Source organism: Streptomyces sp. NPDC031100, from assembly GCF_055570785.1.
The window spans coordinates 189,484-203,722 of sequence record NZ_JBVIGN010000005.1 but is presented as its reverse complement, the minus strand read 5'-3'; the positions used below and the strand labels follow the sequence as shown (position 1 = coordinate 203,722).

At 71.1% G+C, this 14,239-nt stretch carries 15 protein-coding genes, 7 tRNA genes and 2 pseudogenes; 15 read left to right on the top strand and 9 right to left on the bottom strand.

What is annotated here, in order from left to right; genetic code table 11:
- The first annotated feature begins 304 nt into the window (after nucleotides 1–304).
- Nucleotides 305–1,246: a phosphotransferase family protein gene (locus ACZ5DS_RS16750; RefSeq protein WP_468238647.1), complete on the top strand. Its 942-nt coding sequence runs from the start codon at nucleotides 305–307 to the stop codon at nucleotides 1,244–1,246.
- 80 nt (nucleotides 1,247–1,326) lie between these two features.
- Entirely contained in the window at nucleotides 1,327–1,623 is a 297-nt protein-coding gene (locus ACZ5DS_RS16745) for a TFIIB-type zinc ribbon-containing protein (protein ID WP_468238645.1), read from the top strand.
- A gap of 54 nt (nucleotides 1,624–1,677) precedes the next feature.
- Here the strand turns inward: ACZ5DS_RS16745 and ACZ5DS_RS16740 are convergent.
- From ACZ5DS_RS16740 to ACZ5DS_RS16720, 5 genes are all read right to left on the bottom strand, one after another.
- A tRNA-Val gene (locus ACZ5DS_RS16740) sits at nucleotides 1,678–1,749 on the bottom strand.
- A gap of 29 nt (nucleotides 1,750–1,778) precedes the next feature.
- A tRNA-Val gene (locus tag ACZ5DS_RS16735) sits at nucleotides 1,779–1,850 on the bottom strand.
- 26 nt (nucleotides 1,851–1,876) lie between these two features.
- Nucleotides 1,877–1,948: transfer RNA gene (locus tag ACZ5DS_RS16730), tRNA-Val, on the bottom strand.
- Nucleotide 1,949: 1 nt separating this feature from the next.
- Nucleotides 1,950–2,023, bottom strand: a tRNA-Cys gene (locus tag ACZ5DS_RS16725).
- Nucleotides 2,024–2,061: 38 nt separating this feature from the next.
- A tRNA-Gly gene (locus ACZ5DS_RS16720) sits at nucleotides 2,062–2,134 on the bottom strand.
- A gap of 178 nt (nucleotides 2,135–2,312) precedes the next feature.
- Between ACZ5DS_RS16720 and ACZ5DS_RS16715 the strand changes: the two genes are divergently transcribed.
- Genes ACZ5DS_RS16715 through ACZ5DS_RS16705 form a run of 3 tightly spaced genes read left to right on the top strand, consistent with a single transcriptional unit; the run spans nucleotide 2,313 to nucleotide 5,075 of the window.
- Nucleotides 2,313–3,377 carry a chorismate-binding protein gene (locus tag ACZ5DS_RS16715; protein ID WP_468238642.1) on the top strand — a complete coding sequence of 355 codons (1,065 nt, stop codon included), beginning with the start codon at nucleotides 2,313–2,315 and terminating at the stop codon, nucleotides 3,375–3,377.
- Entirely contained in the window at nucleotides 3,374–4,195 is an 822-nt protein-coding gene (locus tag ACZ5DS_RS16710; RefSeq protein WP_468238640.1) for an aminotransferase class IV, read from the top strand. Before ACZ5DS_RS16715 ends, ACZ5DS_RS16710 begins: the two co-directional genes overlap by 4 nt.
- Before the next feature lie 55 nt (nucleotides 4,196–4,250).
- Nucleotides 4,251–5,075 carry a GNAT family N-acetyltransferase gene (locus ACZ5DS_RS16705; protein WP_468238638.1) on the top strand — a complete coding sequence of 275 codons (825 nt, stop codon included), beginning with the start codon at nucleotides 4,251–4,253 and terminating at the stop codon, nucleotides 5,073–5,075.
- 9 nt (nucleotides 5,076–5,084) lie between these two features.
- Here the strand turns inward: ACZ5DS_RS16705 and ACZ5DS_RS16700 are convergent, their stop codons facing one another.
- The gene (locus tag ACZ5DS_RS16700; RefSeq protein WP_468238635.1) at nucleotides 5,085–5,606 is read right to left on the bottom strand and encodes a DsbA family protein; all 522 of its coding nucleotides are present in this window, start codon (nucleotides 5,604–5,606) and stop codon (nucleotides 5,085–5,087) included.
- A 200-nt stretch (nucleotides 5,607–5,806) separates the two neighbouring features.
- Between ACZ5DS_RS16700 and ACZ5DS_RS16695 the strand changes: the two genes are divergently transcribed.
- The gene (locus tag ACZ5DS_RS16695; RefSeq protein WP_468238633.1) at nucleotides 5,807–6,238 is read left to right on the top strand and encodes a hypothetical protein; all 432 of its coding nucleotides are present in this window, start codon (nucleotides 5,807–5,809) and stop codon (nucleotides 6,236–6,238) included.
- A gap of 120 nt (nucleotides 6,239–6,358) precedes the next feature.
- Nucleotides 6,359–6,511 (top strand): hypothetical protein, encoded by a 153-nt coding sequence (locus ACZ5DS_RS16690; RefSeq protein WP_165289388.1) that lies wholly within the window; start codon nucleotides 6,359–6,361, stop codon nucleotides 6,509–6,511.
- A gap of 61 nt (nucleotides 6,512–6,572) precedes the next feature.
- Here ACZ5DS_RS16690 and ACZ5DS_RS16685 read toward each other — a convergent pair whose 3' ends face one another.
- Together ACZ5DS_RS16685 and ACZ5DS_RS16680 are read right to left on the bottom strand one after the other, a co-directional pair.
- Nucleotides 6,573–7,133 (bottom strand): CGNR zinc finger domain-containing protein, encoded by a 561-nt coding sequence (locus ACZ5DS_RS16685; protein WP_468238631.1) that lies wholly within the window; start codon nucleotides 7,131–7,133, stop codon nucleotides 6,573–6,575.
- A gap of 304 nt (nucleotides 7,134–7,437) precedes the next feature.
- Nucleotides 7,438–7,851: an SsgA family sporulation/cell division regulator gene (locus tag ACZ5DS_RS16680; RefSeq protein ID WP_004002642.1), complete on the bottom strand. Its 414-nt coding sequence runs from the start codon at nucleotides 7,849–7,851 to the stop codon at nucleotides 7,438–7,440.
- 191 nt (nucleotides 7,852–8,042) lie between these two features.
- On the opposite strand from ACZ5DS_RS16680, the gene ACZ5DS_RS16675 reads away from it, so the two are divergent.
- The 6 genes and pseudogenes from ACZ5DS_RS16675 (at nucleotide 8,043) to ACZ5DS_RS16650 (ending at nucleotide 11,469) form a co-directional block, all read left to right on the top strand.
- Nucleotides 8,043–8,495 carry a TIGR02611 family protein gene (locus tag ACZ5DS_RS16675; RefSeq protein WP_468238629.1) on the top strand — a complete coding sequence of 151 codons (453 nt, stop codon included), beginning with the start codon at nucleotides 8,043–8,045 and terminating at the stop codon, nucleotides 8,493–8,495.
- 84 nt (nucleotides 8,496–8,579) lie between these two features.
- Nucleotides 8,580–8,651, top strand: a tRNA-Val gene (locus ACZ5DS_RS16670).
- A gap of 438 nt (nucleotides 8,652–9,089) precedes the next feature.
- A pseudogene (locus tag ACZ5DS_RS16665) lies at nucleotides 9,090–10,082 on the top strand (ABC transporter substrate-binding protein); the annotation flags it as partial.
- Nucleotides 10,081–10,788: pseudogene (locus tag ACZ5DS_RS16660) on the top strand (exo-rhamnogalacturonan lyase family protein); the annotation flags it as partial. The pseudogenes ACZ5DS_RS16665 and ACZ5DS_RS16660, both read left to right, overlap by 2 nt.
- Nucleotides 10,789–10,911: 123 nt before the next feature.
- The gene (locus tag ACZ5DS_RS16655; protein WP_468238627.1) at nucleotides 10,912–11,358 is read left to right on the top strand and encodes an SRPBCC family protein; all 447 of its coding nucleotides are present in this window, start codon (nucleotides 10,912–10,914) and stop codon (nucleotides 11,356–11,358) included.
- Nucleotides 11,359–11,397: 39 nt separating this feature from the next.
- Nucleotides 11,398–11,469: transfer RNA gene (locus tag ACZ5DS_RS16650), tRNA-Val, on the top strand.
- A gap of 54 nt (nucleotides 11,470–11,523) precedes the next feature.
- Here the strand turns inward: ACZ5DS_RS16650 and ACZ5DS_RS16645 are convergent.
- A complete protein-coding gene (locus tag ACZ5DS_RS16645) occupies nucleotides 11,524–12,249 on the bottom strand; it encodes an exonuclease domain-containing protein (RefSeq protein ID WP_468238625.1) in 726 nt (241 codons plus the stop codon).
- A 168-nt stretch (nucleotides 12,250–12,417) separates the two neighbouring features.
- Here ACZ5DS_RS16645 and ACZ5DS_RS16640 point away from each other — a divergent pair, with 168 nt between their 5' ends.
- Both ACZ5DS_RS16640 and ACZ5DS_RS16635 read left to right on the top strand, forming a co-directional pair.
- Nucleotides 12,418–12,984: a DUF4365 domain-containing protein gene (locus tag ACZ5DS_RS16640; protein WP_468238622.1), complete on the top strand. Its 567-nt coding sequence runs from the start codon at nucleotides 12,418–12,420 to the stop codon at nucleotides 12,982–12,984.
- Nucleotides 12,981–14,213, top strand: coding sequence for a hypothetical protein (locus ACZ5DS_RS16635; protein ID WP_468238620.1), 1,233 nt, complete (start codon nucleotides 12,981–12,983; stop codon nucleotides 14,211–14,213). Before ACZ5DS_RS16640 ends, ACZ5DS_RS16635 begins: the two co-directional genes overlap by 4 nt.
- Nucleotides 14,214–14,239: the final 26 nt, after the last annotated feature.

The following is a 14,239-nucleotide window of genomic DNA, read 5'->3' as shown; positions in this document are numbered from 1 at the left end:
ACGGCACAAATGCCGGCGCAGCTGGGGAGCTGCGCCGGCATTGCGCCGTTTCTGCGCCTCGCGCCACCTCCGACTACAGGCACGTGGTGGCTGGTCGCGTCGCGCAGCTCCCCGCACCCTGACCAATCGGAGCAGTGAACGCACCGTACGCAGCTGCGGGCAGTCGTGCGGCCTGGGAGAGGCACCCCGCCGGCGCGGGCAAGCGAAACCCACCCCCGCCCAGCTGCAGCACCGGCACCAGTGCAGCCCCGCCCCCGGCCCCCCGCGTACGCTCACCCCGCACACCCCCACCCACCGAGGCCCCATGAACCTCCTCACCGCGCTCACCGCAAAAGTCAGAGCCACCGCCCACCCGCAAACCGGCGGAGCCACCTGCACCTGCGGCAGCACCCCCCTCGCCGACCGTCCCGACGCCACCGTCGTCCGCCACGCCGACACCGTTGCGAAGGCTCACGCCCCGGACACCGACCCTGCCGAGCTGACCCTCCGCCTCACCGCGGCGGCAGCGCTCCCGGACGTCCTCCTGGCCCCGCTCACCACCACCCCCGCTGCCCTGCACAACCGTCAGGTGACCTTCTGGCCGTTCGGCGCCCCCGTGGACCCGAACGACCCCGACGCCGCCCCCTGGGAGGCCGCCGCCGCACTTCTCGCCCGGCTGCACCGGACGCCCTCGCCCGCGCCCCTGCCCCCGATGCGCGGCCCCGAGAAAGCCGCAGGCGCCATCAGCCGACTGCGGACGGCCGTGAGCGCCACGCCCCATCCGGCCGCCCCCGCTGTCCTCCAGGCCTGGACCGCACTCCCCGCCTGGGCCCGCGCCGAGGCCCCCATGCCCGGCACCCCGGCCCTCTGCCACGGCGACCTGCACCTGGGCCAGCTCGTCCGGCACCCGGCCCCCGACGGCCCCTGGCGCCTGATCGACGTGGACGACCTCGGCCTCGGCGTCCCCGCCTGGGACCTCGCACGCCCCGCCGCCTGGTACGCCTGCGGACTCCTCCCACCCGACGAGTGGACCCGCTTCCTGACCGCCTACCGCGAGGCCGGCGGCCCCGCCGTACCCGCCGACGGCGACCCCTGGCCCGCCCTGGACGTCCCGGCCCGGGCGCTCACCGTGCAGACCGCGGCCCGTGCGATCACCAAGGCGCTCGCCGCGGACCGCCCGCTGGACGAGGTGGAGCAGGCCCTGGCGGACGCCTGTAACCGAATGACGTCGGTACCCCGTCAGTTGAGGCACGGATTCCCGGCGTAAGGTGCAACCGACCGGGGCCGGACGGAGTCTGTCCTGGGGAAACACGAAGCAGGACCAACCGGCGAGGAGTTGAGCCGACCATGCAGTGTCCGAAGTGCCATGCGCCGATGCACACCTACAACCGCAACGGCGTCCAGATCGAGCAGTGCAGCGGCTGCCGCGGCATCTTTCTCGACTACGGCGAGCTGGAGGCGCTGACCCGCCTGGAGTCCCAGTGGTCCCAGCCGGCGCCGCCCCCGCAGGCGTACCCGGCGGCGCCGCCCGCCCCCGCCTGGGGCGCCCCGCACGGCGGCGGTCACCACGGCGGCGGCCACTACGGCGGCCACGGCGGTCACCACCGTCACAAGAGCTTCGGCCACATGCTGTTCTCCAGCTGAGCCGACACGAAGAAGCCCCCGGCCGTACGAGACGGCCGGGGGCTTCCTGCTGTGTGGACGATACTGGGATTGAACCAGTGACCTCTTCCGTGTCAGGGAAGCGCTCTCCCGCTGAGCTAATCGTCCGCGGACTGTGACCCGCAGGTCACAGGCAGTGCGCGATACTGGGATTGAACCAGTGACCTCTTCCGTGTCAGGGAAGCGCTCTCCCGCTGAGCTAATCGCGCGGGCAAGGATCTTGGAGAAGATCCAGTGGACGATACTGGGATTGAACCAGTGACCTCTTCCGTGTCAGGGAAGCGCTCTCCCGCTGAGCTAATCGTCCTTGGAGGTGGAGACGGGATTTGAACCCGTGTAGACGGCTTTGCAGGCCGTTGCCTCGCCTCTCGGCCACTCCACCAGGAGTGTAGGGGATCGGGAAGACCCCTTCTTCCTTCGAGCGGACGACGAGGCTCGAACTCGCGACCTCAACCTTGGCAAGGTTGCGCTCTACCAACTGAGCTACGTCCGCTTGTCGTTTCGGTCCGCTTCCGCGTCCCGGCGACGTGTTGAACTCTAGCGGATTCCCGGGCCAGTACAAAAACGCGTTTGCGCAGCGTGCTGCGGTGCACCCGACGGACGTCGTGGTCAGCGCCCCCGGAGGGACATGCCCGGGTCACCTTTCGGCCACCCGCCCTAGACTCGACCACGTGCTCGACCTCCCTTCCCGCCTCCCTCCTCTCGCCCGCTTCGGCGACCGCCTCGCCACCGGCCTCCTCGACGTCACCGACGATCCCGCCGCCCTGGACTCCGCCGGCTTCTGGGCCGTGTGCGCGGACTTCGAGGGGCGGCTGACCTGCGCGCGCTTCGCGGACGTACGGGAGGAGCCGGTGCCCGCACCGGTGCCGGGCGGCTGGCACGGCCCGGCTGTGGAGGAGTGGACCACCTCCCTGGACCGCGCCGCGTACACCGCGGCCGTGGGCCGGATCCGCGAGCACATCGCGGCCGGCGAGGTCTACCAGGCGAACCTCTGCCGGGTGCTCAGCGCGCCCGCCGCACCGGACGCCGACGTGGACGCCCTGACCGCACTCCTGGCCCGCGGCAACCCCGCGCCGTACGCGGGCACGATCCGGCTGCCGGAGCACGGCGTGGAGATCGCCACCGCCTCGCCCGAGCTGTTCCTGCGCCGGGACGGCCGTACCGTCGAGTCGGGCCCCATCAAGGGCACCGGGCGCACCGAGGCGGACCTCCTGGAGAAGGACTACGCCGAGAACGTCATGATCGTGGACCTGGTCCGCAACGACATCGGGCGCGTCTGCGCCACCGGCAGCGTGACCGTCCCCGACCTGTGCGCCGTGGAGAAGCATCCCGGCCTGGTCCACCTGGTCTCCACCGTCCGGGGCGAGCTGCGCGACGGTTCCGGCTGGCCGGACCTGCTGGCCGCCGCCTTCCCGCCCGGCTCGGTCACCGGCGCCCCCAAGTCCAGCGCTCTGAGGATCATCGAGGCGCTGGAGACCGCGCCGCGCGGCCCGTACTGCGGCGGCATCGGCTGGGTCGACGCCGACCGGGGCGTCGGCGAGCTGGCCGTGGGGATCCGCACCTTCTGGATCGACCGGTCCTGCGCGGGCGCGGCGATGCTCCGCTTCGGCACCGGCGCCGGCATCACCTGGGGATCCGATCCCGAGGGGGAGTGGCGGGAGACCGAACTGAAGGCGTCCCGGCTGCTCGCGGTAGCGTCGGGGACGTACGAGGAGAATGGAGGGGGTCTTTCATGAAGATCTGGCTGGACGGCGGGCTGCAGGACATCGAGTCCGCCCGTGTCTCCGTCTTCGACCACGGGCTGACCGTCGGCGACGGCATCTTCGAGACGGTGAAGGCGGTCGACGGGCAGCCGTTCGCGCTCACCCGCCACCTCGATCGGCTGACCCGCTCGGCCCGCGGCCTCGGCCTGCCGGACCCCGACCACGCCGAGGTCCGCCGCGCCTGTGCGGCCGTCCTGGAGGCCAACCCGATGCCGCTGGGCCGGCTGCGCATCACCTACACCGGCGGCCACGGCCCCCTCGGCTCCGACCGCGGCGAGCACGGCCCGACCCTGGTGGTGGCCCTGGGGCAGACCACCCGCCGCCCCGACTCCACCGCCGTGATCACCGTGCCGTGGACCCGCAACGAGCGCGGTGCCCTCACCGGCCTGAAGACCACCTCGTACGCCGAGAACGTCGTCGCTCTGGCCCGCGCCCACCAACACGGCGCCTCCGAGGCGCTGTTCGGCAACACGGTCGGACAGCTCTGCGAGGGCACCGGGTCGAACGTCTTCGTCGTCCTGGACGGCGAGATCCACACCCCGCCGGTCGACTCGGGCTGCCTCCCCGGCATCACCCGGGCCCTGGCCGTCGAGTGGACCGGCGCCAAGGAGACCGACCTGCCGCTGGACGTGCTGGAGCGGGCCGAGGAGGTCTTCCTCACCTCCACCCTGCGAGACGTCCAGGCCGTGCACCGCGTCGACGGCCGGGAACTGCCCGGCGCTCCCGGCCCGGTGACCGCCAAGGCGATGCGGATCTTCGACGAGCGGTCCGGCGAGGACCTGGACCCCTGACAAACGCCGGGAAAATCGGCTGACCGGGGGCTCCGGAGCGGGTAGAACACCCGTGATGACGACGACCCTGCGGCCGGCCGAGCCGCTTCAGCAGCATCCCGACGGGACCCGTACCCGCCGCTACCAGGTGTGTGTGAACAGCCGTCCGGTGGGCGGGATCCACCTCGGCACCTCGCCGGCCCTCGGCCCCTCGGTGGCCCGCATCATCGACCTGCGGATAGCCGAGCCCGACCGGCGACGCGGCCGGGGCACGGTGGCCGCGCTCGCGGCGGAGGAGGTGGCCCGCGGCTGGGGCTGCACCCGGATCGAGGCCCAGGTGCCCGCCGAGGCGGAGGCCGCACTACGGCTCGTCGGCGCCCTCGGTTACACGCTGCGCAACCGCGGCATGCGCAAGCGCCTCGCGGACACACCTCCCGCACTGCCCCCGGGCAGCGGTGCGCGGCCGATGACTCCGGCCGAGTTCGAGGCGTGGCACGCGTACGAGTCCCAGCACTACGCCCGGTCGTGGATCGAGCGAGGCGTGCCCGAGGCGGATGCGTACGCCAAGTCCCGCCGGGACCTCGAGACGCTGCTGCCGCGCGGCCTGGAGAGCGACGGCATGATCTTCAGCGTCCTGGAACACGAGGGGGCCCGCGTGGGCATCCTGTGGCTGGCGCTTCAGGAGGACGGGGCGTTCGTCTTCGACGTCGAGGCCGACGCGGTCCACCGCGGCCGCGGGCACGGCCGTACGCTCATGCTGCTGGCGGAGCGCCAGGCGATCGGCGCCGGCCGGCCCGTCCTCGGGCTCAACGTGTTCGCGGGCAACACCCCGGCCGAGCGGCTGTACGAGTCACTCGGCTACGAGACGACGAGCAGCGCGTTCATGAAGCCGCTGCTGTAGGGCTCCGGGTCAGGCCTGTCCGGCCAGCAGCCGGTCTGCGATCTCCTCGATGCGCTCGCGCAGGCCCTCCTGGCTCTTGCCGCCGTCGAGGCGTTCGCCGCCGATGACGTAGGTCGGCGTGCCGGTCACGCCGATCGCCTTGCCCTCGGCCTGGTCGGCGTCGACGATCAGGATGTGCCGGCCGTCGATCAGCGCGGTGTCGAACTCCTCGGCGTCCAGCCCGAGTTCACGGGCGACCTCGACCAGGAAGGGTTCTCCCTTACGGTCCAGTTCCTCGACCCGCCCGAGGACGGCCTCGACGTACGGCCAGCCCTGACCCTGCTCCAGGGCCTCCTCGGCCGCCTGGGCGGCGGCGAAGGCGTGCTTGTGCTTCTCCACCGGGAAGTGCCGCAGCCGCAGCTCCAGCCGGTCGCCGTAGCGGGCGCGCAGGGCACTGACGTCGTCCAGGGCGCTGCGGCAGTCGGGGCACTGGAGTTCGCACCAGACGTCGAGGACGACGGGTTCGGTGCGTGCGGGGGAGGAGTCGCTCATGGGCACCAGTCTTCCAGGCGAGACCCCGGTGACCGAATCGGGACGGTACGGCGTCCACCGGCACCTCGGGAGGAGACGACCCGGAGATCTCCCTGATGTCGGGCCGGAGCATGGCATCGCGAGGACCGGGCGGTGCAGGATGGAAGGGACGAAGCGCGCCCTGCGCCCCGTCCGCCCACCGAGCCCGCCGGGAGGATCGGATGATTGCCGAGACCGTGTGTTCCGCCGTCTCCGCGGCCGGCCTGGGCATCGCCGCGGTCACTGCCTACCGCAAGCGTTTCCTGGCCGCCACCCGCATCGCCGCCTACTCTCTCGTCCCCGTCGGTCTGGTGATGACGGGCGTCGTCGGCTGGCTGGCCGACACGGCGTTCAGCCCGACGGCCTGGGCCGGCTTCGGTGTCCTGGGCGCGGCCTGGGCCCTGTTCGCGACGACACGGGCCGTGGAGCGCAGGCGCGGGGGCACCCGTGCGGAGCGCAAGGCGGCGCGTGCCTCCGGACGCGACGCGGTGGCCCCGTCGGCCTCGGCCCCCTCCCTGGGCCCGGCCGCCCGGTCCGCGAGCACCCAGCGCACCACCGACTCCGGCGAGGACTTCAGCGACGTCGAGGCCATCCTCAAGAAGCACGGCATATGACCTGAAACCGTTCACAAGCGGAAGCAAGTCGCACCGGCCGGTACGGAAATCGGTGAAGTACCGCACTCGAGGGGTGTGTGATCGCCAAGGGGGCACGCCCTGGGCCATCATCACCGCGAGATGCTGGACACGAGACAGAGCGAGGCCGCGCCGCCGAAGGACGAGCCGCGCGGGTGCCTCTTCGCCCTTTCCCAGCCACCGCTGATGATCTTCCTTGCGGTGATCGGGTGTCTGCTCCTCATGGCTGCGCTGCACGACCTGCTGTTGCTGTGAGCCGTACACGTCCGTCCCGGCGCCACCCGCCGGGACAGGCGTCGCCCCTGGCGGCCGGGGATCAGCCTGCCGCTTCCTTGCGCCGGGCCCGGTAGGCGGCCACATGCAGCCGGTTCCCGCAGGTGCGGCTGTCGCAATAGCGGCGCGAGCGGTTGCGGGAGAGGTCCACGAAGGCACGCCGGCAGTCCGGCGCCTCGCACCGCCGCAGCCGCTCCTGCTCCCCGGCCACGACGAAGAACGCGAGCGCCATCCCGCAGTCCGCGGCGAGATGGTCGGCCACGGAGGCTCCGGGGGCGAAGTAGTGCACATGCCAGTCGTAGCCGTCGTGGTCCGTGAGGCGCGGGGTGGTGCCGGCCGCGGCGATCAGCTCGTTGATCATCCCGGCGGCGGACCGGGCGTCCGGGGCGGCGAAGATCCCCGCGAACCGGCCGCGGATCTTGCGCACCGCCGACAGGTCGAACTCCGACAGCACCCCGACATCGCTGATTTTGTGGCTTCGCACGAAATCGGCCAGAGTCGCGACATCCGGCAGTCCGTCCGCCGCCGTGTCGTCCTCCGGCACGGTGTTCACCAGATCCACCACGGTGTCGAGGGCGCACCGGGTGTCGTGGGTGATCAGCACGTTTCGCTCCCTGGCCTGGGGGGTCGGGCGGGCGCCCGCCTGCTGGCCGATGGTAGCGACTACCGCGTCCACCGCACCGGGTTCCGCTCCACCGATGACTGCCCGGTAGAACGCCCCCGTGGCTCTCGGCGGTTCCCGGGACCGTCCTGTGCCCCGACCCTATGCCGTGCAGCGGCCGCGGAACAGGCCCGCGCCGCCCCGTGAACACTCACGGTGACGGCGCCGGTCTGTGCCGGTATGCGGTTGTCTTGGCCCGAGCCGTCTCCCCGAGTGGACGGCGCCGGGCGGCTTCGAGGGGCGCGGCCTAGCTCTCCGCCAGGATGTGCGAGAGCTCCTGATCCAGATCGAAGTGCCGGTGCTCCGTGCCGGGCGGCACGGCGGCGTCGGTTCGCTTCAGGAAGGACTCCAGGGCCCGCGCCGGGGCTTCCAGCAGAGCTTCTCCCTCCGGAGAGCTGAGGGCGATGCACACGACGCCCTGACCATGACTGCGCGATGGCCAGACGCGGACGTCGCCGGTGCCGGTGGGGCGGTGGAGCCCCTCGGCGAGGAGGTCGCGGGCGAACACCCACTCGACGGTCTCCTCGGCTCCGGTGTGGAAGGTGGCGTGCACGGCGTAGGGGTCGGCCGTGTCGTACCGCAGGCCTGCGGGGACAGGCAGGGAGGACTCGCTCGACACAACGAGGCGCAGGTGCAGCTCGCAGCTGACCGTGGTGTTCATAAGCGCCAGGGCCTTTCGCTCAGTGTGCGCTCGGGGATTCGCACGTCGGCGAAATCGACATGCCACCTACGGTGCCGTTGTAAACCCCTCTGAGGGTTTTGCGTGTCTTTACGTAACTCTTCCGGCCGAGAACTCGTACGAGACCTACGACCATTTCAGTGACCGGATTCACTCGGGTAGGGTTTGGCTGCATGAATACGGGGAGTGACGAGCCGGGCGAGGTTGCCGTGGCTGCGGACAAGGCGAAGGCGGGCGAGGAGCGGTCCGGGCGGGGGCTGGGCTCACGGGCGCCGGAATTCATCAAGGCACGCCGGGCCCTGCACCTGAGCTGGCAGGTCGGCGTCTTCGTGGTCGGTCTCGCGGTCGTCGTGGCCGGCATCATCATGCTTCCGCTGCCCGGCCCGGGCTGGGTGGTGATCTTCGCGGGCATGGCGATCTGGGCGACCGAGTTCGTCTGGGCCCAGCTCGTGCTGCGCTGGACGAAACGCAAGGTCACCGAGGCGGCCCAGCGGGCCCTCGATCCCAAGGTGCGGCGCCGGAACATCACGCTGACCGTGGTCGGCCTGGTGATCGTGGGCGCGCTGGTCGGGATCTACCTGTGGAAGTTCGGCATCGTGATGCCGTGGAAGATCAAGGACCAGTGATCCGGCGCCCGAGGTCGGCCGCACACCGGTCCGGCCCCTGGTCGGAGGCACCCCCTGACATGGGGTAATGTTCTTCCTGCGCCCGGGCGATTAGCTCAGTGGGAGAGCGCTTCGTTCACACCGAAGAGGTCACTGGTTCGAACCCAGTATCGCCCACCCGGACCGACGGCCCACCTGCCGACAGCAGGTGGGCCGTCGTCGTGTGTGGCCTCCCCGATACGCCCGACCGGGGGAGAAACGGCCGGTGAGCCGGCCTGCTCCGTCCGCCTGTCGCCGAACCGGCAAAAAGTCATCGTGAGGGTTGCGCCGTCCGGTGGATGATCGCTGCTGCGGGAGCTGTCCGGCTGGGTCCGGGATCCAGCCCTGCGACCTCACTCGGTCACAGAGCGAAGTCGGCCGCGAGCCGTGAACAGGGACCTGGGGCCGCTGCAGGGTGGATCTCCCCGGCCGCAGGGGGCACCCCGAGCCGCATGTGCCGGAAGAAAATCCTGTCCGAATCATTGACGCACTCCTGGGCCCGCCCTCCGTAGCTGTGCCAGCAAGCGCTTACTTGAAACGATTCATGACGGCGATGACGACGCCGCGGAGAGGGGCCCGAAGATCAAGGTCAAGACCGACTTCCAGACCTACCAGTCGTTCTGGGAGAAGTTCCAGACGCAGGCGGCCGGCGGAAATCCACCGGACGTTTTCCAGAACGCCATCGGATTTCTTCGGAAGTACGACAAGCGAGGAATTCTGCTCGACCTCAAGTCCCAGGTGCAGGCAGGCAATCTGAGCCTGGATCACTTCCGTGAGCGCGTCACGAAGGTAGGCGAGGTCGACGGCAAGCAGCTGGGAATTCCCGTCGGTTCCAACACCATGGCGCTCGTCATCGACAAGAAGGTCTTCCAGAAGGCGGGAGTCGAGCCGCAGCAGGGCTGGATCTGGGACGACTACTTCAAGGCCCTGCAGACCATTCACGACAAGACCAAGGTCCCCGGGGACACCGGCTACTTCGCCATCATGTATCTGTACGACCTCTATCTCCGGCAGAACGGCAAGGCGTTCTTCACCAAGGACGGACTCGGTTTCGACCAGGCCGATCTGACGGAGTGGTGGACCGACGGCTACAACCGCGTCAACGCCGGCATCGTCACCGACCCGAAGGTCGTCTCCCAGGACTACCCCAAGTCCTCGCTCTCCGCGGGCCACGCAGCCTCGGAGTTCACCTGGGACAACTTCACCGTCCGTTACCAGACGGAGGGAAGCAGCGAGTACGGCCTCGCCCCCATCCGCACCATGGACGGCAAGCACACCGGCCAGTACCTCGCCTCCCTGATGCTCAGCGCCTCCGCCCGCACCGCGCACCCCAAGGAAGTCGCCCGGTTCATCGACTTCATGGTCCACGACCCCGAGGTCGGCAAGATCATGGGCTACGACCGGGGCATCCTCGCGAGCACCGAGCAGTACGAGGCGTTCCAGCCGACGGACGCGGTGAGCAAGGAGATCGCGCAGTACGAGGAGGACACCGCCAAGTCCGGCGTCCTCGGCACGATCACCCCGCACCCCTCCGGTGCCGACACCGTCGAGGCCGCCTTCCTGCGCCTCGTTCCTCGTCCTCGACCCGCAGCGCAAGGTCCGCACCAATCCCTACACCCCCGACCCGCACGCCCCGTCGATCGGCTTCGGCACCGACTGGAGCGGCCTGGTGTCGGCGTGGCTGACGGAGTGGGAGCGCAAGGGCCCGAAGTGGGAGAAGGCCAAGGGGCGCGTCCTGTCCACCATGGAGACCATCGCCGCCCAGCCGAACGGCTTCGTCCAGGGCAGCGGCCTGTACGACATCGACACCGGCAGGTTCGCCGTCGCCGACAAGCCGGTGGTGTCCGTCTCCCACCTGTCGGCCGTCTTCGGCCTGGGCGAGCTGTGCGCCGAGCTGATCCACCCGGTGGACATGCCGAAGTTCAAGGAGGCCTACCTCGACTACTGCCGCTACTTCAACGCCACCAAGGCCGAACAGGCCGCCCGCTACGGCAGCAACTTCGGCACCCTGCTGCTCTTCCAGGGCCACTCGCGCCTGGACGCCTAGGCCGCCGTACAGACCGGTGACGCGACACTCGCCAAGCGCGCCTGGACCAAGTTCTACGGCTCCGACGGCTACACCGAGTCCTCGCCGTGGAAGGCCGAGCAGCTGACCGGACCGGCCACCCTGGTCGAGGGGAGCGAGGCGAGCTGGGTGTCGACCAACGACACCGCGCTGTACGGCCTCGCGGCCATCGAGAACCTGGCCCTGCTCGGCGACAGGATGCCCGGCTGACGGCGATGGGGGAGCGCCGTCGCACGGGCGGCGGCGCTCTTCCCCCGAGTGTGTTCCGCGTCACGGCGAGGCGCATGAGTACGCGTACTCAGATGGACGCCCCCACCAGGGCACACTCACTCCATGGACTGGTTCCGCTACCGCTTCCGCAGCCTGTGGTCCCTGCCCGCGCCGCCGGCCGTCGTGTACGCGGTGCTGGAGCGGCCCGAGGACTATCCGCGCTGGTGGCCGCAGGTACGGGCGGTGACGCGGTGCGACGACGGCACCGGCGTCATCACCGTCCGCTCCGTACTGCCGTACGCCATGACCTTCACCGCCCGCGAGACCCGCCACGACCCGGCCGCCGGCGTCCTGGAGATCGCCATGTCCGGTGACATCGAGGGCTGGGCCCGCTGGACGGTCACGGCCGCCGGCACGGGCACACTGGCCCGCTACGACCAGGTCGTGGACGTCGGCAAACCCCTGCTGAGGTGGCTCGCCGTACCGGGGCGGCCCCTGTTCCGCGCCAACCACCGGCTGATGATGCGGGCCGGGCGCCGCGGACTGCTGCGCCACCTCGAAGCGGTTTGAAGTAACACCGCAGGGACCTGTATTGTTCAGTGCGTTCCCGGGCGATTAGCTCAGTGGGAGAGCGCTTCGTTCACACCGAAGAGGTCACTGGTTCGAACCCAGTATCGCCCACCGGGAAAGGCCGGTCCGCAGCAGCGGACCGGCCTTCTTCATGCCGCCGGGGAATCACGCCGCCGCCGGCAGCTCCGGTCGCAGCGGCCAGTCCGTGTTCACCGTCTCCTCCGAGCCACTGCGCGCGAACCACGCCTGCAGGCCGCGGGCCTGCGCCGCGTGCCAGGTGGCCTGGAGCGTGTGCAGTTCGGCGGGGGAGAGCCGCTCCAGCCGGGCCGCGAAACGGCGGCCCAGGGCGCGTACGACATCCAGCGCGGCCAGGGCGTCCGCCGCCGCGTCGTGCGCGCCCTCCAGCGTCACGCCGTAGTGTGCGCACAGGTCGGTCAGCGTGCGCCGCCCCTTGCGGTAGCGGTCCAGGTGCTTGTCCAGGACCCGCGGATCCAGCACCTGAAGCGGCGTCGCCTCGAACCAGCGGTCCAGCGAGGACGCGCGGTGGCGGCGCAACTCCCGGTCCAGCAGCGTGAGATCGAACGGCGCGTTCATCACCACCAGCGGGCGGTGCATCGCCGCGTGCTCGGCCAGCTGCTCGGCTATCTCGAACATCACCGGCGCCGGCCAGCGGCCGTTGTGCTGCAGGTGTTCCTCCGTCAGCCCGTGCACCGCCGTCGCCGCCTCCGGCACCGGCACCCCCGGGTTCACCAGCCACCGGGTGATCCGTGGCCGGGTGCCCGGCGCGTCCTGGACGACGACGGCGGCCGACACGATCCGGTCGGTCTCCACGTCGACGCCCGTCGTCTCCGTGTCGAAGGCGGCCAGCGCCCCCTCGTACCAGCACGTCATCCCAACCCAACTCCTTGTTCACCCACGGCAGATGAAGTTCCGTCTTCTGCCCGTTTGGTGATACCCGGGCCGTTTGCGCCGTACGCCGCAAGGACACAACAGGAGTGCGGGTCTTTGCAGTTCAGCAGCCCGCAGCGGGGAAACTCATTGCTTGGAAGGCTGTTGGTCATGGCCATAGCGCAGCCCGAGCGGGGCGGGCTGCTGCCCGAACGTTCGGGCACCGTCCGCGGCACGCTCGCCACCACCGCCTGCATGGAGACACTGCAGGTGGGCTATCTCCACGCGGTCGCCGCCGCGGCGGGCTGCTCGCTGTCCCAGCCCTTCCCGGACAACGGCATCGACTGGCACGTCAGCCACAGCGCACCCGGACACACCGTCGACGACGAGGTCACCATCAAGGTGCAGCTCAAAGCCACCTACCAAGTCGCGCCGAACCCGCCGGGCCGCTTCTTCTCCTTCACGCTCGACAACGACCACCTGCGCAAACTCGCCCGCACGCCCGTCTCGGTGCACAAGATCCTGGTCGTCATGCTGGTCCCGCGTGCCCAGGACGACTGGCTGCGCGCCAGCCACGACCGGCTCGACCTGAGGCACTGCTGCTACTGGGTCAACCTCGCCGGCCAGCCGGTCACCGGCCGGCACCGGACCACCGTGCGGATACCGACCTCGCGCATCTTCGACGACCGGGCGCTGTGCGAGATCATGACGCGGGTCGGGACGGGAGGCAGGCCATGAGGATCCGTCCGTACGACGAGCCGGCCCGGCAGGTCCGGCCGCACCCCGAGGACCTCTCCTGGAACCGGCCGCCCGACCCGGCCGAGGTCGACCCCGCCGTGCTCGGCGCCCTGCTGCACCGGCACGGCTGGCAACGGCGCGGGGGAGCGGCCGGACGCTACGGCCGCTGGACCCCGCCCGGGCCGGGCGGCGGCGGGACCAGCCTCCTGGTGCCCGAGAGCCGGGCCTTCCCCGACAGCGAGGATCTGCTCGGCGAGGCCCTCGACGCGCTCGCCCGCAGCGACATGCCCTCCGCGCGCGAGGTGCTGATCTCCCTCGCCGTGCCCAGCGACGAGATCCGCTGGTGGCGGGACACGCCGACCTGGCCCGTCGGCGCCTCCCCGTGGACGGTCGACGAGCGCCTGCGCTCCGCGTCCCGCCAGATGCTCCTCGCGGCCGCGCTCGCCACACGCGCGCGTGCCGGCTACTACGGCGCCCGGCACCGCCGGGCGGCCGCCACCCTCCTGGAGGAGGTCCTCGTCGGTCCCGCCGCCGAGGGCCGCCGGCTGACCGCCTTCGTGCCCGTGCCCACCGGCCGTGCGCTCGCCGTCCGCCTCCACCAGGCCCTCTACGCGGCCCGCGAGGCCATCGACTACCAGCGCGCCACCGGCGGCATGGACGCGTTCGACGGCGCCGTCGAGGCCGGCGTCAGCCGTGAACTGACCGAGGCGCTGACCCTGCTCGTCCGCGGCACCGAGGGCGCCCGCATCGGCATCGCCTGGGACCCCGGGGCCGGAGTGCCCGAGGGCTGCGCCCCGTCCGCCGAGCCCGTCGAGTTCTCACCCGGCGACCTGCCCGTGCTGTACGCGGCCGGCGCCCGCTACCTCCAGGAGGAACCCTCGGTCCCGGTCCTGATCACCGGGGCGGTGGTCCGTCTGCGCCGCTCCGGCCCGCGCGGCGAGGGCACCGTACGGCTGCGGGTGCTCTCGGGCGCCGAGGTCCCGCACGTCCGCCTCACCCTGGACGAGGAGGACTACCGCATCGCCGGCCACGCCCATCTCGTCGGCCTGCCGGTGCGGGTGCACGGCCGGCTCGAACGCCGGGGCGGCTTCCGCAGGCTCACCGGCGCCTCCGGGGTCGTACCCGTGCAGGTCGACGAGGCCGAGCGGGACCGGCTGATGAAGTCCCTGCAGGAGAACCTCGACTTCTTCGAGGAGGCGTGCGGGGAGGCGTACGGGGGCGAGGACTGAGGGTGACCGTTTCGCGGTCGGTGGTG

Excerpts from the sequence above, each read along its gene's own strand:
- ACZ5DS_RS16695 (WP_468238633.1), top strand. The coding sequence starts at position 5,807 with ATGATTGCCGAGACCGTGTGTTCCGCCGTCTCCGCGGCCGGCCTGGGC.
- ACZ5DS_RS16635 (WP_468238620.1), top strand. The coding sequence starts at position 12,981 with ATGAGGATCCGTCCGTACGACGAGCCGGCCCGGCAGGTCCGGCCGCAC.
- ACZ5DS_RS16705 (WP_468238638.1), top strand. The coding sequence starts at position 4,251 with ATGACGACGACCCTGCGGCCGGCCGAGCCGCTTCAGCAGCATCCCGAC.
- ACZ5DS_RS16750 (WP_468238647.1), top strand. The coding sequence starts at position 305 with ATGAACCTCCTCACCGCGCTCACCGCAAAAGTCAGAGCCACCGCCCAC.
- ACZ5DS_RS16655 (WP_468238627.1), top strand. The coding sequence starts at position 10,912 with ATGGACTGGTTCCGCTACCGCTTCCGCAGCCTGTGGTCCCTGCCCGCG.
- ACZ5DS_RS16700 (WP_468238635.1), bottom strand. The coding sequence starts at position 5,606 with ATGAGCGACTCCTCCCCCGCACGCACCGAACCCGTCGTCCTCGACGTC.
- ACZ5DS_RS16710 (WP_468238640.1), top strand. The coding sequence starts at position 3,374 with ATGAAGATCTGGCTGGACGGCGGGCTGCAGGACATCGAGTCCGCCCGT.
- ACZ5DS_RS16690 (WP_165289388.1), top strand. The coding sequence starts at position 6,359 with ATGCTGGACACGAGACAGAGCGAGGCCGCGCCGCCGAAGGACGAGCCG.
- ACZ5DS_RS16645 (WP_468238625.1), bottom strand. The coding sequence starts at position 12,249 with ATGACGTGCTGGTACGAGGGGGCGCTGGCCGCCTTCGACACGGAGACG.
- ACZ5DS_RS16640 (WP_468238622.1), top strand. The coding sequence starts at position 12,418 with ATGGCCATAGCGCAGCCCGAGCGGGGCGGGCTGCTGCCCGAACGTTCG.
- ACZ5DS_RS16675 (WP_468238629.1), top strand. The coding sequence starts at position 8,043 with ATGAATACGGGGAGTGACGAGCCGGGCGAGGTTGCCGTGGCTGCGGAC.
- ACZ5DS_RS16680 (WP_004002642.1), bottom strand. The coding sequence starts at position 7,851 with ATGAACACCACGGTCAGCTGCGAGCTGCACCTGCGCCTCGTTGTGTCG.
- ACZ5DS_RS16745 (WP_468238645.1), top strand. The coding sequence starts at position 1,327 with ATGCAGTGTCCGAAGTGCCATGCGCCGATGCACACCTACAACCGCAAC.